The organism is Gordonia sp. LMA167, assembly GCF_058130025.1.
The window spans coordinates 4,374,335-4,393,960 of record NZ_CM176708.1; the positions used below are offsets into that span (position 1 = coordinate 4,374,335).

The window sequence follows — 19,626 nt, forward strand, 5'->3', positions numbered from 1 at the left end:
GCCGGCCTACATCGGCAGGTCCGACGAGTCAACGCCGACCACACGGTCGCCGCAGAACACCCGGATCGACTCGGCCGGACCGTGTCCGCCGATGCCAGACGGACCCCAGAAGCTCTGCGCGGAGTCGTCGCCGAGGTCGGCGACCTTCGCACCGTTGACGCGGACCTCGCCGGACTTGACCCGGGCACCGACGGCGATCGCGCGGTCGGTGTCGGTGCCGAAGACGTACGCGTCGAGGCCGGACGGGTGTGCGTTCGCCGCCCGCAGCGCCTCCTCCTCGGAGTCCACGCCGTGCAACGAGACGACCGGCCCGAACAGCTCCGCCGTTGTGCGGTCGGGGTCGGAACCGGTGGCGATCGTGGGAGACAGGAAGAACCCTGCCAGGGCGGGGAGCTCGCCCGGCTGGTCGACCTCGGCTCCGAGCGCGCGCAGACCGTCGATTCGCTGCTGCAGCGTGCGGTGGTGCGGCTCGTTGGAGATCGGGCCGATGTCGGTCGCCTCGTCCAGCGAGTGCCCGATTCGCAGTTTCGCGATGCGCTCTACCAGCGCCTCACGGAGCGGCTGCACCAGGTGCTGCGGCGCGAGTACCTTGCCCGGGCCCTCGCACCATTGTCCGTTGAGGTTCGTCATGCCCGTGAGGATCCCGTCGGCGGTCGCGTCGAGGTCGGCGTCGTCGAGCACGATCACCGGGTTGTTTCCGCCCAGCTCCAGCTGCAGGACCTTGAAGTCCTCCGCTGCGGCGCGGGCTATCGCCCGCCCCGCGCCCGGGCCGCCCGTGAAGGACACGACCTGGATCCGATGGTCACCCGTCAGTGCGGCACCGATCTCGCCGGTGCCGTGCACCACTTGAAGGGCGCCGTCGGGCAGGCCGGCGTCGACGAGGCACTCAGCGATCACCTGCGCGCTCGCGGGCGCGTGCTCGGAGGGCTTGAGCAGGACGGGGCAGCCGGCGGCGACGGCGCTTGCGACCTTGGCCGCCGGGATGAAACTGGGGCCGTTCCAGGGGGTGAGGATCGCCGCTGGGCCCCACGGGATCCGGTGCAGCCGTACGTCGCGGCCGCCCGCGGAGAGCGCAGCGACGCGGGCGATGTTCCGTGCCTCGGCGGCCGCACCGCGTAGGCGGTGCGGAAGGAACGCCGCGATCTTGCGGGTGGCGCCGATCGCCGTGCCACTGGTGAGCGCGTCGACCCGCGCGATCTCCTCGAGCCGCTGATCGACGTTGGCCGCGGCCCGCTCCAGTGCCTCGGCGCGTTCGATCCGGAAGTCGTCGGCGGTGAAGTCCGTCGCGTCGTAGACGCGCTGCGCGAGGTCCAGCGCGCGGTCCAGATCGGCCTGGGTGGTGGTCACCGTGCGGTGGACGGGGGCGCCGGTGTTCGGGTCGACGTTCCAGGTGTCGAGCGTCTCGCACTCGATCCACTCCCCGGCGATGTAGCTGCGGGGCTGGGCGAGGGTGGTTGTGATTTCGGTGGTCATAGGGTCACCTCGGTCTCGGAGCGGGTGGGCATGGCGACGACGATCCGCGTGACGTCGCCCGATTTCATGGATTCGAAGCCCTCGTTGATCGCCTCGAATCCGATGACGTCCGTGACCATCTCGTCGAGCAGCAGTCGGCCTTGCTGGTAGAGGCCGGCGAACTGCCCGATGTCCTCGCGTGCCTGGCCGGAGCCCATGTACGAGCCGATCAGGCGCTTCTCGCTGAAGAAGAAGTCGGAGGCGGGGACGGGTACGTCGGTGCCGTCGGGCGCGATGCCGACCAGGCACGCGGTGCCGGTGGCGCGCACGATCGCGAGTGCCGTCGCGGCGGTGCGCGCCGAGCCGACGGCCTCGAAGGCGTAGTCCACGCCGTCGCCGCCGAGCAGTTCGGTGATCTCGGCTCGCACGTCGCGCGCACCGTTCACGGTGTGCGTAGCACCGTACTGGTGCGCGGCCTTCAGCCGGGCGTCGTCGAGGTCGATTCCCACGATGGCGGACGCGCCGGCCAGCCGCGCGCCCTGGATGATGGCCGATCCGACTCCGCCGCAGCCGATCACGGCGACGGTGGAACCGGGGCGCACCTGCGCCCCGCGGAACACAGCGCCGACGCCGGTCACGATGCAGCAGGAGAGCAGGCAGCCGACGCGGGTCGGTACGTCGTCGGGCAGCTTCACCACGGCGTTCGCGCGGAGCAGGATGTGCTCGGAGAACGCGCCGACGTCGCCGAGGCGGGCGACGGGCGTCCCGTCGGGCAGCGAGTACGCGGGCCGGGGGCGGCGCCGGATCTCCGCCTGGCGCTGGCACTGGGTGGAGCGGCCGGCGTTGCAGTTCGCGCACTGCCCGCACGACGGGGTCAGCGCGCCGGTCACAAGGTCGCCGGGCTTGAGGTCGGTGACGGCGGAGCCGATCGACTCGACGACGCCCGCCACTTCGTGCCCGACGACGACCGGCATCTCGGATTCGACGGTGCCGGTCATGTAGTGCAGGTCGCTGTGGCACAGTCCCACGTGGGTGACGGCGACCCGCACCTCGTGCGGCTCGGGATCGTCGACGTGGATGTCGGTCAGGTGCAGTGGCCGGCCCACCTCGGTGAGCACGGCGGCGCGGGTGGTGATCATCGGTTCGCTCCGTTCACGGTGCCAGGTGTGCGTGCGTCCCAGAAGTTCTGAACGCCGGCGGTGAGCGAGCCGCTGTTCCAGGACTCGTCGGCGGCCGCGTCCTCACGTTCGAAGGCGCGCTCGATCTCCTCGATCGACGGTCGCAGCAGCTCCAGGTGCAGAGCGGTGTTGTTGACGCCCTCGGGGGTCCACGCGTGCACGGTGTCGATGGCGCGGTCCAGCAGCGCCTCCGGCTCGACGATCTCGTCGAGCAGGCCGATCTTCAGCGCCTCGTCGGAGCCGACGCGCTCGGAGGCCAGGACCATGCGCATCGCGTGGCCGCCGGCGATGCGGGGCAGCAGGATGCTGGACGCGTTGGAGATGGTCAGGCCGCGTCCGTTCTCGGGCTGGTAGTACTCCGTCCGCAGCGTGCCCAGTCGGGCGTCGCAGCACAGCGTGATCTCCGACGCGCCGCCCACGGCGATGCCGTTGATCGCCGCGATCACGGGGACCCGGGTCTCGATCACTGCGCGGGTCACGTCGTGGAAGCTCTCGAAGCTCTCCCGCATCTCCTCGAAGGACGTGGGAGCGGCGGCGAGGTCCTCGCCGGCGCTGAACGCGCGTCCGGTCCCGGTGAGCACGATGCCCCTGGCCTTGTCGCCGGTGCCGTACTCGCGGATCAGCGCCGACAGGCGCCTGCGCATCGGTGCGGTGAGAGCGTTGAGCTTCTCGGGCCGGCGCAACGTGATGACGGCGACCTCCCGGGTCACCTCGACGAGCACATGCTCGGTCGCATGATCGCTGTCGTTCACCTTGTTCACCTTGTTCTCCTTGGTCGACGGGGCCGGCGCGCGCAGGTCGTGGACGGTGCCGGGGGCCTGCGCGGCGCGGGCCTTGAGTGCGGGTTTGGACACCCGCTCGGACGGGGTGCGCGGGAAGTCCGCGACGAATTCGACGTAGCGAGGCACCTTGAAGCGGGCGAGGCTTTCGGCGACGCGGGCGACGATCGCCTCAGCCGTCGCACGGTCGGGGGCGACGCCCGCCGCGAGCTGCACGAAGGCCTTGACCTCCTCGCCGAGCACGTCGTCGGGTTCGGCGACGACGGCGGTCGCGACGACGGCGCCGTCGCGTTCGAGCGCGGCTTCCACCTCCGCGGCGGCGACGTTCTCACCGCCGCGCCGCACCATGTCTTTGAGGCGGCCGACGAGGCGGATCCCTCCGTGCTCGTCCTTGACGGCGACGTCACCGGTGTGCAGGCGACCGTCGCGTAGGGTCCTCTCGGTCTCCTCGGGGCGGTTCCAGTAGCCGAGCATCATCGGCGTCCCGGCCACGGTCAGCTCGCCCGGTGTCCCCGCCGGGACCTCGGCACCGTCGGCGTCGACGATCCTGACCTGCTTGGTGGGTACGGGATGCCCGAGGGTTCCGCTGCCGACGGCGGCGTCGTCGTTGAACCTGCTGAACAGGTCGATCCCGCTCTCCGTCATCCCGTAGACCTCGCGCCAGGGTGCGCCCCAGCGCTCCTCCAGCGCGGCGTGCAGCGCCGTGGGGATGGCGGAGCAGAAGACGCCACGTAAGCGATTCGCGCGATCGTCGGGGCCTGGCGGCTGCTTGAACAGCAACGTGGGCATCGAGCCGAGCACGTAGCAGAAGGTCGCGCCGTGGCGGCGCACGTCACGCATGAAACCGGACGCCGAGAACTTCGGCAGTACCACCAGCGGAGCGCCGGTCGTCAACGCCAGCACGGTGTTCCACTGCGGGTCCATATAGGAGAAGGGCTGGGCCGTGAGCAGCACGTCGTCGGGACCGAGGCAAGCCGCTCCTGCGCAGGTCCAGCCGATCCGGGTCCAGTAGTCGTGCGTGAGCATGCACGCCTTCGGGAAACCGGTGGTCCCCGAGGTGTACTGCAGGTTCGCGAGAATGTCTGGGCCGATGCCCACGTCCGGGGCGGTGGACGGGTGCTCGGTGCCGGTGGTCTCCGCGACGTCGACGACGACGACGCCGCCCAACGCGGAATCGCTCGCGATCACCTCGCGCACCAGCGGCAGATGGTCCGCGTCGGTCACGATCACGCGGGCGCCGGAGTCCTCCAGCACGAACCGCAGGTCAGCGGCGCGGTAGGCGGAGTTGACGGGCACGGCGACCGCGCCGGCCTTGAGCACGGCGAACCAGGTGAGCGGCCAGGCCGCGACGTTGGGCAGCATGATCGCGACCCGCTCGCCCGGGGCAATGCCGTGGTCCGAGATCAGCAGGTGCGCGAGCCGCGACGATGCCGCGTCGGCCTGCTCGTAGGTCCACGACTCGTCGCCGAACCGCAACAGCTCCGCACCCGGCGTGCGGGTGGCACCGTCGGCCAGGAGACCCGTGACGGTGCCGATCCGGGGGGCGTCACCGAGCTCGTCCACGGCGACGGCGCGGCGTCGCGCGGTCTCTTGGGGGTGGGATGTGGTGGTCACTACCAGGCCTCCTGTCGGGTCGTCGATTCGTCGACGATCCAGGCCATCGCCGGGTCATCGCTGTCCATCCATTCGGGGTGCCACTGCACGCCGAGGATCGGCGCGCCGGGCGCCTCCACGGCCTCGATGACACCGTCGGACGTCCGGCCCGTCACGATCAGGCCGTCCCCGCACCGGTCGACGGCCTGGTGGTGCCACGAGTTCGTCGTCATGCTCGGGCCGAAGACCCGCGCGGCGGTCGACCCGGGCTCGAACCGCACCACGTGAACGGCGTCGCCGTCGGTGGGCGCGGACTGCGGCGAGAGGTGCGGGATAGGACCCGCCGGGAGGTCGGGAATCAGCGTGCCCCCGAGCGCGGAATTGAGCACCTGCAGCCCCCGGCACACCCCCAGCACCGGGATCCCGCGGTCGACGGCCGCACGGGTGAGTGCGAACTCGTAGTCGTCGCGTTCCGGATCGTGCGCGTTCGTGTCGGTCCTCGGGTCGACGTCGCGTACGACCGCGGTGTCCCCGCCCCAGCGGGCGGGGTGGACGTCCTGCCCACCGGTGATCACCACGCCCGACAGCCACTCGCAGGCGTCGTCGGGCTCGGCGTCGTAGGGCAGGTGCACCGGCAGCCCGCCGGCCTGCGCGATGCGGGTCGCGAACGCGGACATGAACGAGTCCATGCACGCCTTGCCGTAGCGCGGGTCCGAGCCGGCGATCAGGCTCAGTTCGAACCGGCGGCCGGTGATCCCGATGAGTGGCGGGCGGTTCATGAGAACTCGAAGTAGCGTCGGGACTCCCACTCGGAGAGCTCGGCGTACGGATCACCGCCCGTGGTGTGGAACTGCATCCACTCCCACCGGCGCGAGGCGGTCCAGAAATCCACGAATTCGTCTCCCAGGTACTCGCGCAGGATCTCGTCGCTGTCGAGCGCGTCGATCGCCTTGGTCATCGAGTCGGGGATCCGCGCGATGCCGCAGTCATCGGGCAGGCACCACGCCATGTCGTCGACCTGCGGCGGGGGCGCCATCCCCTTCTCGATCCCCGCGACGATGCCGGCGAGGACGCCGGCGAGCGCGTAGTAGGGGTTGACGTCCGAGCCGGGTACGCGGTACTCGAGACGGGAGTACTTCGGATGGCCGGCGATCGCCCGCAGGGCCGCGGTCTTGTTGTTCACGCCCCAACTGATCGTGGTGGGCGGCCCCGATACGTCGACGAGACGGCGGTACGAAGTGATCTGCGGCAGCGCCAGCAGGGTGTTCCCGGCCATCGTCGCCATCAGGCCGCCGACGGCCTGCAGCATCGTCTCCGACGGTCCGTCGGGCGCGTAGAACTGGTTCACACCGTGCCGCTGCAGCGACACGTTCAGGTGCGCTCCCTGCCCGAAACCGGCCGTCGGCTTGGCCATGAAGGTCACCGATCGGCCGTGCTCGCAGGCGATCTCGCGCATGACCTGCTTCGTGCGCACCCAGGAATCGGCGAGCGCGAGCGGATCGGTGGGAGCGATGTTCAGCTCGGTCTGGCCCGGCGCGGCCTCGTCGGTCCACGCCTCCCACACGATGCCGAGCTCGTCGAGCCGGTCCGTGACCGCCTCCATATACGCGATCCAGTCGGAGGATCGGGCCAGGTTGTAGGTGGCGCCGGTCTCGCCGCCGAGGGCGGTGAGGTCGCGGTAACCGCGAGCTCTGGCCTCCTGGATGGACTCCTCGAACAGGGTGGTCTCGATCTCCACCGCGACCGTCGCCGTGTAACCCAACGCTCCGAGGCGCTCGATGAGGCGGCGCACCATGTTGCGGGGACAGATCGGCACCGGGTTGCCGTCCTTCATCCAGAAGTCGCCGATCACGGACTGCACGCCGGGCTTCCACTCGACGAGCGTGTTCATGTCCGGGAGGAGGGCGATGTCGTAGAGGTTGCCGCGCCACTCGGGATAGGCGTCGCCGAACACAATGTCGGTGCCCATGTCGATAGCGAACAGTACGTCGGCGAACGCGAAGCCGGACTCCTTGCCGGCGGCGAACTTCGCGGGGGTGACGTTCTTCCCCATGAAGCTGCCGTCGTGGTTGGTCGCCTCCACGCGGTAGGCCTTGGCCGGGCAGGGTGCACCGGCTTCGGATCGGCTGGGATCAGACATCGTAACGGGCCTTCCACGAGGCAGCGGTCATGACCGACAGCTGCGCGAGAGTGCCCTGGACCCGCAGGTCACGCTCCAGGGCGGTGAACAGGAAATCGGTGCCGGTGAAGAATCCGGCCAGTGCGTCTGGGCTGCCGACGATGCGGTAGGCGACGTCCCCGACGCCGAACCTCCTCTCCTGCGAGCCCTCGATTCCGCGGGCGACCACGGTCAACACGTCGGGCATGCCGGGGATGGTGCGGGTCTGTTCCCAGAAGCGGGCACCCGCTTCCTGCCAATCGGGCAGCGGGACCTGTAGGGCGCCGAGCACCGCGGCGGCGAGATCCGCGTCGCCCTCGGTATCGACCCGCGCGCACCGGCTGTCGAGGTCGACGACCACGGTGGCGTCGACCGGGGCGAAAACGCCTCCGGTCACGGCGACCATGCCGTCGGCAAAGGTGACAGTGGCGGCCTGCGGTGTCGAGTGGGAGCGGATCGCGATGGATCCGGAACCGCGCCCGAGCAGGTCGGCCGCGTGGCCGGTCCGACTCGCGTCCCGCAGGATCCGGCCGAGGAGGCGGACGATCGGCGTCGCGTCATCGTCGATCTCGATCCAAATGACGTTCGCAACTCCGGATGGGGGGATGGTGGTGGTTTCCATGGCGTGTCCTACTTTCTGGAAGGTGGTGGCCCGCTGTGCGCGGCCGGAGTCATTCGAGGGCCGCGTACACGTCCGGCCGGTTCCGGCGCAGCCCGGCGGCCCATACAAGGCCGGAGAGGAAGGCCGTGGCGAGGACAGCGAGGAACACGTCGGCCAGGCCGTCCGAGCCGATGAGCAGGTCGAAGTTGCCGACGACCATGACGAGGATCGTGCCGAGCGCTATGAGCGCGAGGACGGGCGCGACAGTGCCTCGCCACATGCCGGCCGTGCGGACCCGGAGGAAGTGCACGACGATCGCGGCGGAGGTGAGCACCAGCAGAGCGATCAGACCGAGCGTTCCGGCTCCGCCGAACCAGGCGTAGACCTCGGTGACGGGATCCAACCCGCCGATCGCCGTCACCGCTACCAGCACGCTGATGACCGCAGAAGTGAGCAGCGATGCGACGTGCGGCGACCGGTGCGCGGGGTGCACCGCGCCGAGGCGCCGGGGCAGGGCGTCCTGCCTGCCGAGGGCGAACAGGTACCGCGAGACCACGTTGTGCGCGGTCAGGATGCACGCGAAGAAGCTGGTGACCAGGAGCACCTGCACACCGTCGTGCGCGACCTGCGAGATGTACCGCGTCGCGAGCCCGGGCGCGAGCCCCTCGGGGTCCTGCGCGGCCAGCTCGGCGGCGCGGGAGACACCGAGTCCGTTGATCATCGCCCAGGAGGAGAAGGCGTAGATCACGGCGATGAGGACCACCGCGATATAGGTGGCGCGCGGGACGGTGCGGTCGGGGTCCTTCGCCTCGGACCGGAACACTGCGGTCGCCTCGAAGCCGACGAATCCGAAGACCGCGAACATGATCCCGGTTCCGGTGGTGCCGCTGGAGAACGCGCCCCAGGACAGCGGCTCGGCCGAGAGACCGTCGGCACCACCGCGCAGCACGATCGCGAGGTCGACCAACGCTACGATCCCGATCTCCGCGACCAGCAGCACACCGAGCACGCGGGCGCTCACCTCGACGTTGCGGTACCCGAGGTAGCCGATCGCCGCGAGCCCGGCCGCGGAGAGGATCCACCACGGCACCGACAGGCCGGTGAACGTGGTGATCACGTTGCGGGCGGCGGCACCGAGGTAACCCGTCACGGAGACGATCAGGACGGCGTAGGTGACCAGGGCGAGCGCCGCCGCACCCAGGCCGACGGTGGTTCCCAGGCCTCGCTGGACGTACGAGTAGAAGGCGCCGGCGTTGCGGACCTCGGGCGTCATCGCGGAGTAGCCGACGGTGAACAGCACCAGCACGATCCCGACGATCACGAAATCGACGGGGGTACCGATGCCGTTCCCGGTACCGAGCATGAGAGGGATCAGCCCGGCGAAGACCGTGAGCGGTGCGGCGAACGCCACCACCATGAAGACGATCTGCGGGACGCCGAGGGTGCGGTTGAGGCCGGTGCCGGTTTCCGGTGCCTGGACTTCACGCTGCTGCGTCATGAGAGCACGCCCCCGCCGACCCGGGCGCCCGCGGCGGTCAGAACCTCCGAGGCCGCGCGCTCCGCGGCGCTGACGGCACCGTCGATGTAGCCCTGGTTCAGGATCGCCGTCTCCGTGCCGGCCCAATGAATCCGGCCCACCGGCCGGCGATCGGCGTCGGTGTACTGGGTCAGCGAACCGGGCGCGCGGGAACCGACGCAGCCGCTGATCCACTGCTCGTGCGTCCAGTCCTTCTCCAGGTACGCCGCCGGATTCGCGGCCTCAGGCCCGAACAGAGTGGTCAGATCGGCGAGGAAGGCGTCCTGGCGCGCCGCGGGATCGTCGAGGATCGCGTCGGACCAGTGCTGGCCACCGCCGGCGCCGGCGGTGCCGTGGAAGGTCAGCAGGATGCCGACGCTCGCGTCGGGCGGAGAGTTGTCGACGACGTAGTTCGCGACCGGGAGGTCGCTGACGGCCTGACCGTTCAGCCCCTGCTCGCGCCAGAACGGGCGGTCGTAGACCGCGAACAGCTTGTTCTCGGAGCCGGTACTCCACCGTCGCTGCAGCATGCTGCGCCGGGTCGGGAGGTCGGGCGTGAACCGGATGCGCGTCGCGTCCGCCGGCGACATCGCGACGATGACGCGGTCCGCCTCGACGTCGAGCCGCGCAGAGCGGACGAGCACCCCGTCGGCGTCCTGGTGGACGTCGGACACCGGGGAGTCGAGCACCACTGCCGGCCCGAGGTCGGCCGCCATGCGGTCGGCTATCGCCGCCGTGCCGCCCACCACCCGCGACTCCTGCGCACCGTCGGTGATGTTGACGGCGTGATCAATACCGCCACCCCCCTTGATCCGCGCGAGCTGGACCAGCAGCGAGGTGCTGTGCAGGTCCTCCGCGTTGGTCACGGTGAAGGCCATCGTGAACATCTCCTTGGCCTCCGCGGTGAACGAGTGCGCGTCCAGCCACCGGCCGAACGTCGTCGCGTCCCACTCCTGCGCCCGGCGCGCCGTCCACGGGGCCTCGAGAGGAACCGATTTCGCCATCCGCTCGAGTCGCAGCTGCAGCTGGGCGAAGTCGGCGATGGCCAGGGTGCTCATCGGCGGGATCGTTCCGTCGTAGCGCCTGGACCTGCCGCGCCGGTGGTAGATCGACTTGCCGTCGATGAACGTCTTGAACGTCGTGAGGCCCAACTCGTCGATCAGTGCGAGGATGCGGTCCTGGCCGGGGCCGACCCACTGGCCGCCGCCCTCGGTGATCACGTCGCCGGTCACCTGCAGGTTCATCGTGCGGCCGCCGACGCGGTCGCCGGCCTCGATCACGGCCACCGAACGTCCGGCCTGGGTGAGCCGCCGCGCCGCCGTCAACCCGGAGATCCCGGCGCCGATCACCACGACGTCCACGGTGCGCTGCTCTGTCATGCCGCCACCTTCTCGATGTGGGAGACGACGTGGTCCGCGATGCGCAAGGCGAGCGCGTCGGGAAGGTGATGCCCCATGCCCGGGATCACGATGTGGCGGGCGTGGGGGATCGCGGCGGCGGTCGCATCGCCGCCCGACGGTGCGACGATGAGATCGCGGTCTCCGTTGATCACCAGGGTGGGCGCCGTGATCCGTGCCAGCTCGGCGGTGCGGTCGCCCGACGCCGCGATCGCCTGGATCTGCCGGGCGGTGCCGGCGACACCGTCGCCCGCGGTGCGGTTCCAGGTGGTGACGGCATGCGCCGCCTCCTCGACCTCGTCGATCGGGTACGCCGTGCCGGCGAGATGGGCCGTCATCCGCAGGTGCGCCCGGACGGCGCCCACCCGGTCCCGCGGGGGCGGGCTCGCGATGAGCGCCATGGTCGACGCCGCGGGCTGCCCCACCTTCGGATTCCCGGTGGTGGAGTACAGCGACGTCAGCGACGCGGTCAGTTCGGGGTACCGCGCGGCGACGGTCTGCGCGATCATGCCGCCCATCGACCGCCCCACGACGTGCGTGGCCCCTAGCCCGAGGTGCTCGATCAGCTGGGCCGCGTCGTCGGCCATATCCCCTAGCGTGTAGGCGTCGCGGCGGGCCTTGCCGAGCAACTGCCGCAGCGTGTTCGGCGGCGGCGCCGCCGCGTACGTCGACCGCCCGCAGTCCCGGTTGTCCATGCGGATCACCAAGAATCCCGTGGCGGTCAGCGCCGACACGAATCGGTCCGACCAGGTCGTGAGGTCCTCGGCGAGACCGGCGACCATCAGCACGGGCGATGCTCCGTAGTGGCCGTCCATCCGGTAGCAGATGCGCGTGCCCCCCGGGAGCGGGGCGAACCTGTCCTCGGTGTGCTCAGGCACGGACGACCTCCTTCGCCGTCGACGGTGCTGCGTCGTCCGTCGTGGAGCCGAACACCAGGGCGTCGTCGAGCAGCGGGCCGCGGAGGATCTTGGCGTCCTGCTGGTACGACATGGACATCTGGAACAGGCCCGTGCCCTGCTTGGGGATGACGTCGCGGGCGCGCTGGGCGTAGCCGGAGCTCAGGTCCACGATCGGCCGGCGTTCCATGCCGGGGTCGGCTTCGACACGGACGCTGTCGTAGCCGAAAACGTCCATGTGCGTGACCAAGTCGCAGAAGTAGCGGGCGAGGATCCCGACCTTGAGCGTCCATGCGGACGTGGTGTAACCGATCGAGATGGCCAGGTTGGGGATGCCCGAGAGCAGTGCGCCGCGGTACGCGACCGTGTCCGGGAGGTGGATCGGGGTGCCGTCGACCTCGAGGTCGATACCGCCGAGCATGCGCATGTTCAGGCCGGTCGCGGTGACGATGAGGTCGGCGTCGAGGTGTTCGCCCGATTCGAGCGCGATCCCGGACGCGGTGAACCGGTCGATCTTGTCGGTGTTGATGGAGGCGGCGCCGGTGCTGAGCGCCTCGAAGAAGTCGCCGTCGGGGCACAGGCACAGACGCTGGTCCCACGGGTTGTACGGCGGGTTGAAATGGGTATCCACGTCGTAGCCCTCCGGCAGGGACTTGGCGTTGACGCGCCGGATGATCTTGCGCGTGAGGTTCGGGAACGCGCGCATGAACTTGACCTGGCCGAGGTCGGTCCAGATGTTGGTGAACCGGGTCATCGCGTAGCCGCGCTTCTCGCCGAACAGCCGGCTGAGCAGCTGGGCGAAGCTGTCGACCTTGGGCCACGGCACAACGTAGGTCGGCGTGCGCTGCAGCATGGTGACGTGCTCGGCGGCACCCGCGTGGTTCAGCATCGACGGGATCAGCGTGACCGCGGTGGCGCCGCTGCCGATGACCACCACCTTCTTTCCGGCGTAGTCGTAGTCCTCGGGCCAGTGCTGGGGGTGAATGATGTCGCCCGTGAAGTCCTCGCGGCCCTCGAAGTGCGGGGTGTACCCCTCGTCGTAGCGGTAGTAGCCGGTGCCGGCGAAGATCCAGTTCGTGGTGATGCGCCGGTCGCCGTCGGGGGTGTGGACGTCGAGGGTCCAGCGGGCGTCGGCGGACGACCACGAGGCGTGCTGGACGCTGTGCTCGAAGCGCACCAGCCGGTTCAGGTCGAACTCGTCGAGCGTCTCTTGCAGGTAGTCGACGATCTTCGGCGCTTCTGCGATGGCGTCCGGGTCGGTCCACGGCTTGAACTCGTAGCCGAAGGTGTGCAGACCGTTGTCTGACCGGATGCCTGGGTACTTGAACAGGTCCCAGGTGCCGCCGATGTTCGCGCGGCCCTCGAGGATCACCACCCGCTTGCCGGGGAACGCCTCGGTGATGTACTTAGCCGCGCCGATGCCGGAGATGCCGGCCCCCACGATGACGATGTCGAATTCTTCGGTCTGCGGGCGTGCCTTCATCGTGTGCCCTTTCGGTGGTGACGATGTGTCGGTGGTCACTTGGTGTGCCCATGACGTTGCCGGTTCAGCCGTCGTGTGAGCCACAACGCACTGCTCCTAGTTCTCCGAGGGGGTAGTGCACTGTGCACACGCTCGTCGTGTCCGGTCGACGGCGATCGCACCACCTGGTGCAAGGTGTTGCGAAGGTCAGCCGAGGATGTTGCACCTCGCCGTAGCGCAGCGAGCGCTCTTCGCGGCACCGTGAGAAGCGTCACGAGACACGGATCACATCTCACAGAGGAAACGGCACCATGCGCGACTTGCTCTTCGCTGCAGCGGACATCTGGATGATCGCCATCGGATTCATCTGCGGCATCACATTCATCAGGAAGTATTCGAACTGGCTGATCGGCCTCGAGTGGATCATCATGGGAACGTCGGGCACGAACTTCCTCGTCTACGGCGTCACGAAGGCCGGCACCGACTCGTCGATGTACCACGTCGCTTTCTTCCTCGACGCGTTCTCCCGGTCGATCGGTTTCACCGTGATCCTGGTGCTCGGCCTGCTCATGGTCACGCACCGGTACAAGCCCACGAAGGCCGTCGAGGTCGGCGTCTTCGCCCTGGCAGCGGTGCTCGGATTCCTCCTGTCGCAGTTCGCTACCGAGATCGGCACGCCCGGTAAGGTCTTCTTCCTCGTGATGGCGCTCGGCGTCAGTGCCTTCCTCGTGTACTACGGACAGCGGCTGTGGGCGCTCGGCGAGCACTCTCACGCGGTCTGGGTGTGGATCGCCACGGCGCTCAATGTGGTGGTCGCCTCTATCTACGACTTCTGGCACATCCCGGGTGACGACGCCAACCACACGCTGTTCTACATCCTCGCGCTGTTCACCTGGGGCCTGGCCATGCTCGTGATCTACCGCTCATACGTCGTTTTCGACGCGCACAACCGCGCCGCCGACGGTGCGCGCAGCGTCGGCACGGCGGTGGTCCAGGGGGCTGAGAAGGCATGAGCGCCACGACGAACACGGCCTACACCGAATTCTCGGGCTGGATCGATCCGCCCGCCGATGTACGTCCTCCGCTGACGGAGAACCTGACGTGTTCCGTCGCCGTGATCGGCGGTGGGCTCGCCGGGATGGCGACGGCCCTGCGGCTCGCGGAGCACGGCGTGGACACGATCCTGCTCGAAGCCGCGTTCTGTGGGCACGGTGCCGGCTCGCGCAATGCTGGCCAGCTGGCCAGCGCGCCGGGCGGCGACATCCAACTCCTGGATCTGCTGTACCGCAAGCGGATGCCGGCGATCATCCGCCTCACCGAGAACGCGGCGGCGCACGTGGAGGACCTCATCGCGACACGCGGGATCGAGTGCGACTACGAGGCCACCGGCAACGTCTTCGCTGCGGTGTCCCGTGGCCAGCTGGGCCGGACGCGGCGGATCGCGAAGATCCTCCGCAGGGCCGGCGCCGAGGTCCACGAAGGGAACGCCCGTGAGTTGGGGATCCCCCACGGCTTCCTCGGCGGTATGCGGGAGGTCCACGGCGGCATCATGAACCCGGGGAGATTCCTCCGCGGCCTACGTACGGCGGTGCTCGGTTCGCCGGTTCGGGTCTTCGAGCAGTCGAAGGTGACCGACATCGTTCGCGACGGCGCCGGGGTGCGCGTCACCACCCCGCGCGGCGTCGTCCAGGCCGGCACCGTCGTCCTCGCCACGAACGCCTACGCGGGCGAGTGGGACATCACCCCGAAGAGGCTGTCCTCGCCCATGTGGGTCACCGAGGCCGAGACCGAGCCGATCGACCCGGAGCGGCTCGCCGCGCTCGGCTGGACGAGCCGATCGGGGCTCGTCACGCAGCACAACATCATGGAGAACTACCGCCTCACCGCGCGCAACACGATCGTTTTCGGGGTGCGCAAGATCGAGCGCGCCGTCGAATACCCTCTCCCGGAACGTACCCCGGATCCGGCCGTCGTGGCCGAACTGGCGGGGGCCTTCGCCCGACGATTCCCACCGCTCGCGGACATCTCCGTCGCCCGGGCATGGGGCGGCTGGATCGGCATCACGTCGAGTTGGTTGCCCGTGGCTGGAACGACCGGAGGCAACATCTACTACTCACTCGCGTGCAACGGCCACGGCCTGGCACAAGCGCCGTACATCGGCGCTCTCATAGCCGATCGGATCGCGACGGGAACGATGCCGGAGGACCTGCGCACGGTGTGGGCCGACCAGCCGCGGTTCGGCCGCGCGGTCGGCCTGATCATGGGGCGGCTCGGCGTCCGAGCGGCCTGGGCCCTCGACCGGTTCAACGACGCGCTGAACGGGAGCAAGCGGATCGCGCGGCGGCGCTACGCGCACGCGACATCGGCCGGCACCGATTCCTCGCGGGCGCTGGACGTACGGAGCGGAGGACACCGGTGAGCACGAACAGTCCAGGCCTTGGGTACCGCGCTGTGTGCGGTCCGTACTGGCGGACATCGCAACCTGTGAGCAAGGCTCACCTGCACCCGGCGGCCCGGCCCCGCCAGCCCGTCGGATCCGGCACAGCGTCGTATTGCACCAACCTCCAGCAGGGACGGCAGGAAAGTGGGCCTGTTCACCGACGCAGGGTCAGGTGCGCGGCCTGGCGATACCGTTCGTAGACAGCAGTGTCGTGGTCGTCGGCGTCGCGGCGATCGGCTGTTACCTCCCACGCCGGCAATTCACCGGACAACACCCACGCCGCCTGGCGGGCGGCCCCCAGCGCCACGTATTCGCCTGCCGCCGGGACCGACACAGGTCGGCCGAACAGTCGAGGTGCGACCGCGAGCACCGCTGCCGAGCGGCTTCCCCCGCCTACCAACAGGATTCGTTCGATTCCAATGCCCTGCTCGCCGATCAGATCCATACAGTAGACCAGCGAACACAGCAGACCTTCGACCGCTGCCCGGGCGACGTTGGTGGGGCTCCAGTTGTCTCCGGTGATCCCGACGAGCGAAGCGGTCGCGTCCGGCAGGTTCGGCGACCGTTCACCGGAGAAGTACGGCACCATCACCAAACCCTCCGCACCGGGCGGCGCGGCCGATGCGAGTCGACCGAACTCCTCGAGGTCGACGCCCAACAGCCGGGCGGTGTCCGCAAGCACCGGTGCACCGTTGAGCGTGCACACCAGCGGCAGCTGTCGCCCGGTCGCGTCGGCGAACCCGGCCACGAGGCCGCTGCCGTCGTGGGACGGCACGTCCGTGACCGCACTCACCACACCTGAGGTCCCCAGCGACACAACGCAATCTCCTGACCCGGCGGACAGTCCGAGAGCTGCTGCCGCGTTGTCCCCGGTGCCCGGCCCGACAACGCAGCCCGATCCGTCGACACCCGCCCGCTCCGACGGCTTGAGGACATCGGGCAGACGCGGTCGGCGCCCGCCGAAGGCCAACTCCAGCAGTTCGTCGCGATATTCGCCGTCGGCGGCCGAGAAGTAACCGGTCCCCGATGCGTCGCTGCGATCGGTGACGAGTGCGTCGATACCCGGGGCTCCACGCAGCCGCCAGGTCAACCAGTCGTGCGGTAGGCAGATCGCGGCGGTGTCATCCGCCAATTCAGGTTCGGCCTGTGCCATCCACCGAAGCTTCGAAGCGGTGATCGAGGCGACCGGAACCACACCGACCCGCTTCGCCCATTCGTCGGGCCCACCCAGTTCGTCGACCAATGCCGCGGCTGCGGGTGCCGACCGGGTATCGTTCCACAACAACGCGTTTCGAACAACGACGCCGTCCTCGTCGAGGCAGATCAATCCGTGCTGCTGTCCCGCCACCGAGATGGCGGCGACGTCGTCGAGGCCACCTGCTGCGCTTACGGCCTGCTGCAGCGCCGACCACCAGTACTCGGGGTCCACCTCGGTGCCGGGTGGATGTGGAGCCTTGCCGAATCTCACCACCTCGCCGGTGTCGGCGTCACAGACGACGACCTTGCACGATTGGGTGGACGAGTCGACTCCTGCGACGAGGGTCATGCGAGCAGCTCCTCCAGCGTTGCTCGTGCACCGTTGCGGCGCAGTGATTCCAACGCAGCCAGGTACGGTTTGGTGAATCGGGCGTCATCGGCCAGGTCGCCGAACAACGCGCGATCCGAGACGAATGCGAGTGTCTGCATACGTGATTCACGGGCCAACGGCACGAGCCGGTCGGAGAGTGGGTCCGCCACGGCGATGGCGTCGCCATTCTCGTCCACCCCTTCGGCGTAGCGGGTCCAACTCGCCACGACGGCCGCGGCCAACGTGACCTCCCCGTCGGCCGCAAGGTTTTCGCGAATGACCGGCACCAGCCACTTGGGGATTCGGTCCGACGAATCCTGGCACAGCCGAGCGATCGTGTCCGCGATGGCCGGATTCCCGAACCGCGAGATCAGTGTCTCGGTGTAGTCGTCGAGGTCGACGCCCGGGACCTCGGCCAGTGTCGGGCGTCCTTCGGAGTTCATGTAGCGCCGCAGCAGGGTCGCGATCAGCGGGTCAGCCGTCGCATCGTGCACATATCGATACCCCATCAGATACCCGAAGTAGCACAGTGCCTGGTGACTGGCGTTCAGCAGCCTGAGCTTCATCAACTCATAGGGGGTGACGTCCTCGACGACCTGCACACCGACGTCTTCCAGGCGAGGTCGCCCCATCGAGAACTTGTCCTCGAGAACCCATTGGGTGAAGGGTTCAGCAACCACCGGCCAGCGGTCGTCGACCCCGGTACGCTGAGCCACCTCGTCGCGCAATTCGCGCGGGGTCGCGGGTGTGATGCGGTCGACCATCGAGTTGGGGAACTCGGTGTGTTCGGAGATCCATTCCGCGAGTTCACTGTCTTTGAGCCGTGCGAACGCCAGAAAGGTCGACTGCGCCATGTGACCGTTGCCCTGGATGTTGTCGCAGGACATCACGGTGAACGACGGGACGCCGCGGTCGCGCCGACGACGCAGCGCCTCGGTTACCAACCCGAACACAGTGCCGGGAACCGCACCAGCGGCGAGATCGGCGACGATGTCCGGGTTCTCGGCGTCGAACTCACCGGTCGACGGCGAGAAGTTGTAGCCGCCTTCGGTCACCGTGAGCGACACGATCCGCGTGTCCGGCGCAGCCAGCTTCTCGATCACTCTTTCCGGATCATCGGGCGCATAGAGATAGTCGTGGATCGACCCGATGACCGAGGTCTCGACCTTTCCGTCCGGATGTTTGAGCGTCAGCGTGTAGAGCCCGTCCTGTGGTGTCAGCGCATCGCGCATGGCCGCATCGGCCGGACGGACACCGACCCCGCATATGCCCCAGTCCATCGCGTCCCGACCGCCCGAGGTGAGCAGGCGGTCGAGGTACATCGCCTGGTGAGCGCGGTGAAACCCCCCGACGCCGAAGTGCACCACACCGGTGGACATCGCGGCACGGTCGTAGGTCGGCAGCGAGAGGTCGCTGATCTGCGACAACGAAGCCTGGCTCAAACCAACAGATTCGGTCATGCGTCACTTCCTCGGGTCGTCGCGGCGGCCGTCTTGGCCGACGATCGATGATGGGTCATCGCCGGATAGACGACGGCCTTGATGCTGCCGGGTTCTCGGTCGGCGTCGAGTGCAGCTCGAGCATCGTCGAGGCCGAACCTGCCGGTGACCATGGCATCGAGATCAACATGGCCCGACGTGATCAGCGACAGCGCGCTCGGCCAGGTGTTTGCGTACCGGAAGACACCGGTCAGCACGATTTCTCGGTTCTGGATCACGGTGACGGGCAAAGTCATCGAGTCGGATCCCATTCCGACGAGCACTGCGCGCCCCGCCGGACGCAATGACCGGATACCGGCGACGACCGCGGCCTCGACACCACTGGCATCGATGAAAGCGTCGATGGGCGCAATGGCGTCGGCGGCCACGCCGGGTTCGATCGCATCGGTTGCGCCGAATCCGAGGATCTTCTCGCGACGGATCGGGTCCGGCTCACTGACGATGATCCTGGTGGCCCCTGCGGCGCGCGCGACCTGAGCGCACATGAGTCCGATCGGGCCGGCGCCCGCGATGAGCAACGAATCCCCCATCCCGATCTGGGCTTTGCGTATCGACGCGATGCCCACCGACAACGGTTCACACAACGCTGCGGCCTCGTCACTGACAGCGTCGGGAACCGGGTGGGCGAAAGTGGCGCCGATGGTGACGAACTCACACAGTGCACCGTCAACCGGCGGCGTCGCATAGAACCGCATGTGCGGGCACAGGTTGTAGAGGCCACGGCGCGACTCGGCGCTCGACGGGTCCGGCATCTGGGGTTCGATCGAAACCCGCTCCCCGATCCGGTCGCTCGCGATGCCGCTACCCACACCGACGATCGTTCCGGCGGCCTCATGTCCGAGCACCAATGGACCGGTCACCACGTGGTCGCCGATTCGTCCGTGCCGGAGATAGTGCGCGTCTGATCCGCACACCCCCACCGCACTCACCTGGATGAGGACCTCCCCCGGCCCGGGGGCCGGTATCGGCCGATCCTCGACCGTCATCCGACCGTCCGGGTACAGGACACTGGCCCGCATGCTGATCGGTAACTCACTCTGCGATTTGACTGTTGCGTGCGTCACATCTGCGATGTTAGCGTATTGAGC

At 68.8% G+C, this 19,626-nt stretch carries 15 protein-coding genes; 2 read left to right on the top strand and 13 right to left on the bottom strand.

Going from position 1 to position 19,626, the window contains the following annotated elements:
• Positions 1-6: 6 nt before the first annotated feature.
• Genes ACVT6V_RS19960 through ACVT6V_RS20005 form a run of 10 tightly spaced genes read right to left on the bottom strand, consistent with a single transcriptional unit; the run spans position 7 to position 13,053 of the window.
• Positions 7-1,473: an aldehyde dehydrogenase family protein gene (locus tag ACVT6V_RS19960; RefSeq protein ID WP_489895794.1), complete on the bottom strand. Its 1,467-nt coding sequence runs from the start codon at positions 1,471-1,473 to the stop codon at positions 7-9.
• The gene (locus ACVT6V_RS19965; protein WP_489895796.1) at positions 1,470-2,591 is read right to left on the bottom strand and encodes a Zn-dependent alcohol dehydrogenase; all 1,122 of its coding nucleotides are present in this window, start codon (positions 2,589-2,591) and stop codon (positions 1,470-1,472) included. Before ACVT6V_RS19965 ends, ACVT6V_RS19960 begins: the two co-directional genes overlap by 4 nt.
• Positions 2,588-5,023 carry an AMP-binding protein gene (locus tag ACVT6V_RS19970; protein WP_489895798.1) on the bottom strand — a complete coding sequence of 812 codons (2,436 nt, stop codon included), beginning with the start codon at positions 5,021-5,023 and terminating at the stop codon, positions 2,588-2,590. Before ACVT6V_RS19970 ends, ACVT6V_RS19965 begins: the two co-directional genes overlap by 4 nt.
• On the bottom strand, positions 5,023-5,781 hold the full coding sequence (locus ACVT6V_RS19975) for a gamma-glutamyl-gamma-aminobutyrate hydrolase family protein (RefSeq protein WP_489895800.1): 759 nt from the start codon (positions 5,779-5,781) through the stop codon (positions 5,023-5,025). Before ACVT6V_RS19975 ends, ACVT6V_RS19970 begins: the two co-directional genes overlap by 1 nt.
• On the bottom strand, positions 5,778-7,142 hold the full coding sequence (locus ACVT6V_RS19980; RefSeq protein ID WP_489895802.1) for a glutamine synthetase family protein: 1,365 nt from the start codon (positions 7,140-7,142) through the stop codon (positions 5,778-5,780). The genes ACVT6V_RS19975 and ACVT6V_RS19980 overlap by 4 nt, the downstream gene beginning before the upstream one ends.
• A complete protein-coding gene (locus tag ACVT6V_RS19985) occupies positions 7,135-7,782 on the bottom strand; it encodes a hypothetical protein (RefSeq protein WP_489895804.1) in 648 nt (215 codons plus the stop codon). The genes ACVT6V_RS19980 and ACVT6V_RS19985 overlap by 8 nt, the downstream gene beginning before the upstream one ends.
• Before the next feature lie 49 nt (positions 7,783-7,831).
• On the bottom strand, positions 7,832-9,259 hold the full coding sequence (locus tag ACVT6V_RS19990) for an APC family permease (RefSeq protein WP_489895806.1): 1,428 nt from the start codon (positions 9,257-9,259) through the stop codon (positions 7,832-7,834).
• Positions 9,256-10,656 (bottom strand): flavin monoamine oxidase family protein, encoded by a 1,401-nt coding sequence (locus tag ACVT6V_RS19995; protein WP_489895808.1) that lies wholly within the window; start codon positions 10,654-10,656, stop codon positions 9,256-9,258. Before ACVT6V_RS19995 ends, ACVT6V_RS19990 begins: the two co-directional genes overlap by 4 nt.
• Positions 10,653-11,552 (bottom strand): alpha/beta fold hydrolase, encoded by a 900-nt coding sequence (locus ACVT6V_RS20000; protein ID WP_489895810.1) that lies wholly within the window; start codon positions 11,550-11,552, stop codon positions 10,653-10,655. The genes ACVT6V_RS19995 and ACVT6V_RS20000 overlap by 4 nt, the downstream gene beginning before the upstream one ends.
• On the bottom strand, positions 11,545-13,053 hold the full coding sequence (locus ACVT6V_RS20005; RefSeq protein WP_489895812.1) for a flavin-containing monooxygenase: 1,509 nt from the start codon (positions 13,051-13,053) through the stop codon (positions 11,545-11,547). Before ACVT6V_RS20005 ends, ACVT6V_RS20000 begins: the two co-directional genes overlap by 8 nt.
• 290 nt (positions 13,054-13,343) lie before the next feature.
• Here ACVT6V_RS20005 and ACVT6V_RS20010 point away from each other — a divergent pair, with 290 nt between their 5' ends.
• Together ACVT6V_RS20010 and ACVT6V_RS20015 are read left to right on the top strand one after the other, a co-directional pair.
• Positions 13,344-14,045: a transporter gene (locus ACVT6V_RS20010; protein ID WP_489895814.1), complete on the top strand. Its 702-nt coding sequence runs from the start codon at positions 13,344-13,346 to the stop codon at positions 14,043-14,045.
• Complete coding sequence (locus ACVT6V_RS20015; protein WP_489895816.1) at positions 14,042-15,451, top strand: NAD(P)/FAD-dependent oxidoreductase; 1,410 nt, start codon at positions 14,042-14,044, stop codon at positions 15,449-15,451. Before ACVT6V_RS20010 ends, ACVT6V_RS20015 begins: the two co-directional genes overlap by 4 nt.
• Positions 15,452-15,626: 175 nt before the next feature.
• On the opposite strand, the gene xylB is transcribed toward ACVT6V_RS20015, so the two are convergent.
• The 3 genes from xylB to ACVT6V_RS20030 are packed head-to-tail and all read right to left on the bottom strand — an operon-like array spanning position 15,627 to position 19,557.
• The gene (gene xylB / locus ACVT6V_RS20020) at positions 15,627-17,018 is read right to left on the bottom strand and encodes a xylulokinase (protein WP_489895818.1); all 1,392 of its coding nucleotides are present in this window, start codon (positions 17,016-17,018) and stop codon (positions 15,627-15,629) included.
• Complete coding sequence (locus ACVT6V_RS20025) at positions 17,015-18,499, bottom strand: mannitol dehydrogenase family protein (RefSeq protein WP_489895820.1); 1,485 nt, start codon at positions 18,497-18,499, stop codon at positions 17,015-17,017. The genes xylB and ACVT6V_RS20025 overlap by 4 nt, the downstream gene beginning before the upstream one ends.
• A complete protein-coding gene (locus ACVT6V_RS20030; RefSeq protein ID WP_489900908.1) occupies positions 18,496-19,557 on the bottom strand; it encodes an NAD(P)-dependent alcohol dehydrogenase in 1,062 nt (353 codons plus the stop codon). The genes ACVT6V_RS20025 and ACVT6V_RS20030 overlap by 4 nt, the downstream gene beginning before the upstream one ends.
• Between the last annotated feature and the right edge of the window lie 69 nt (positions 19,558-19,626).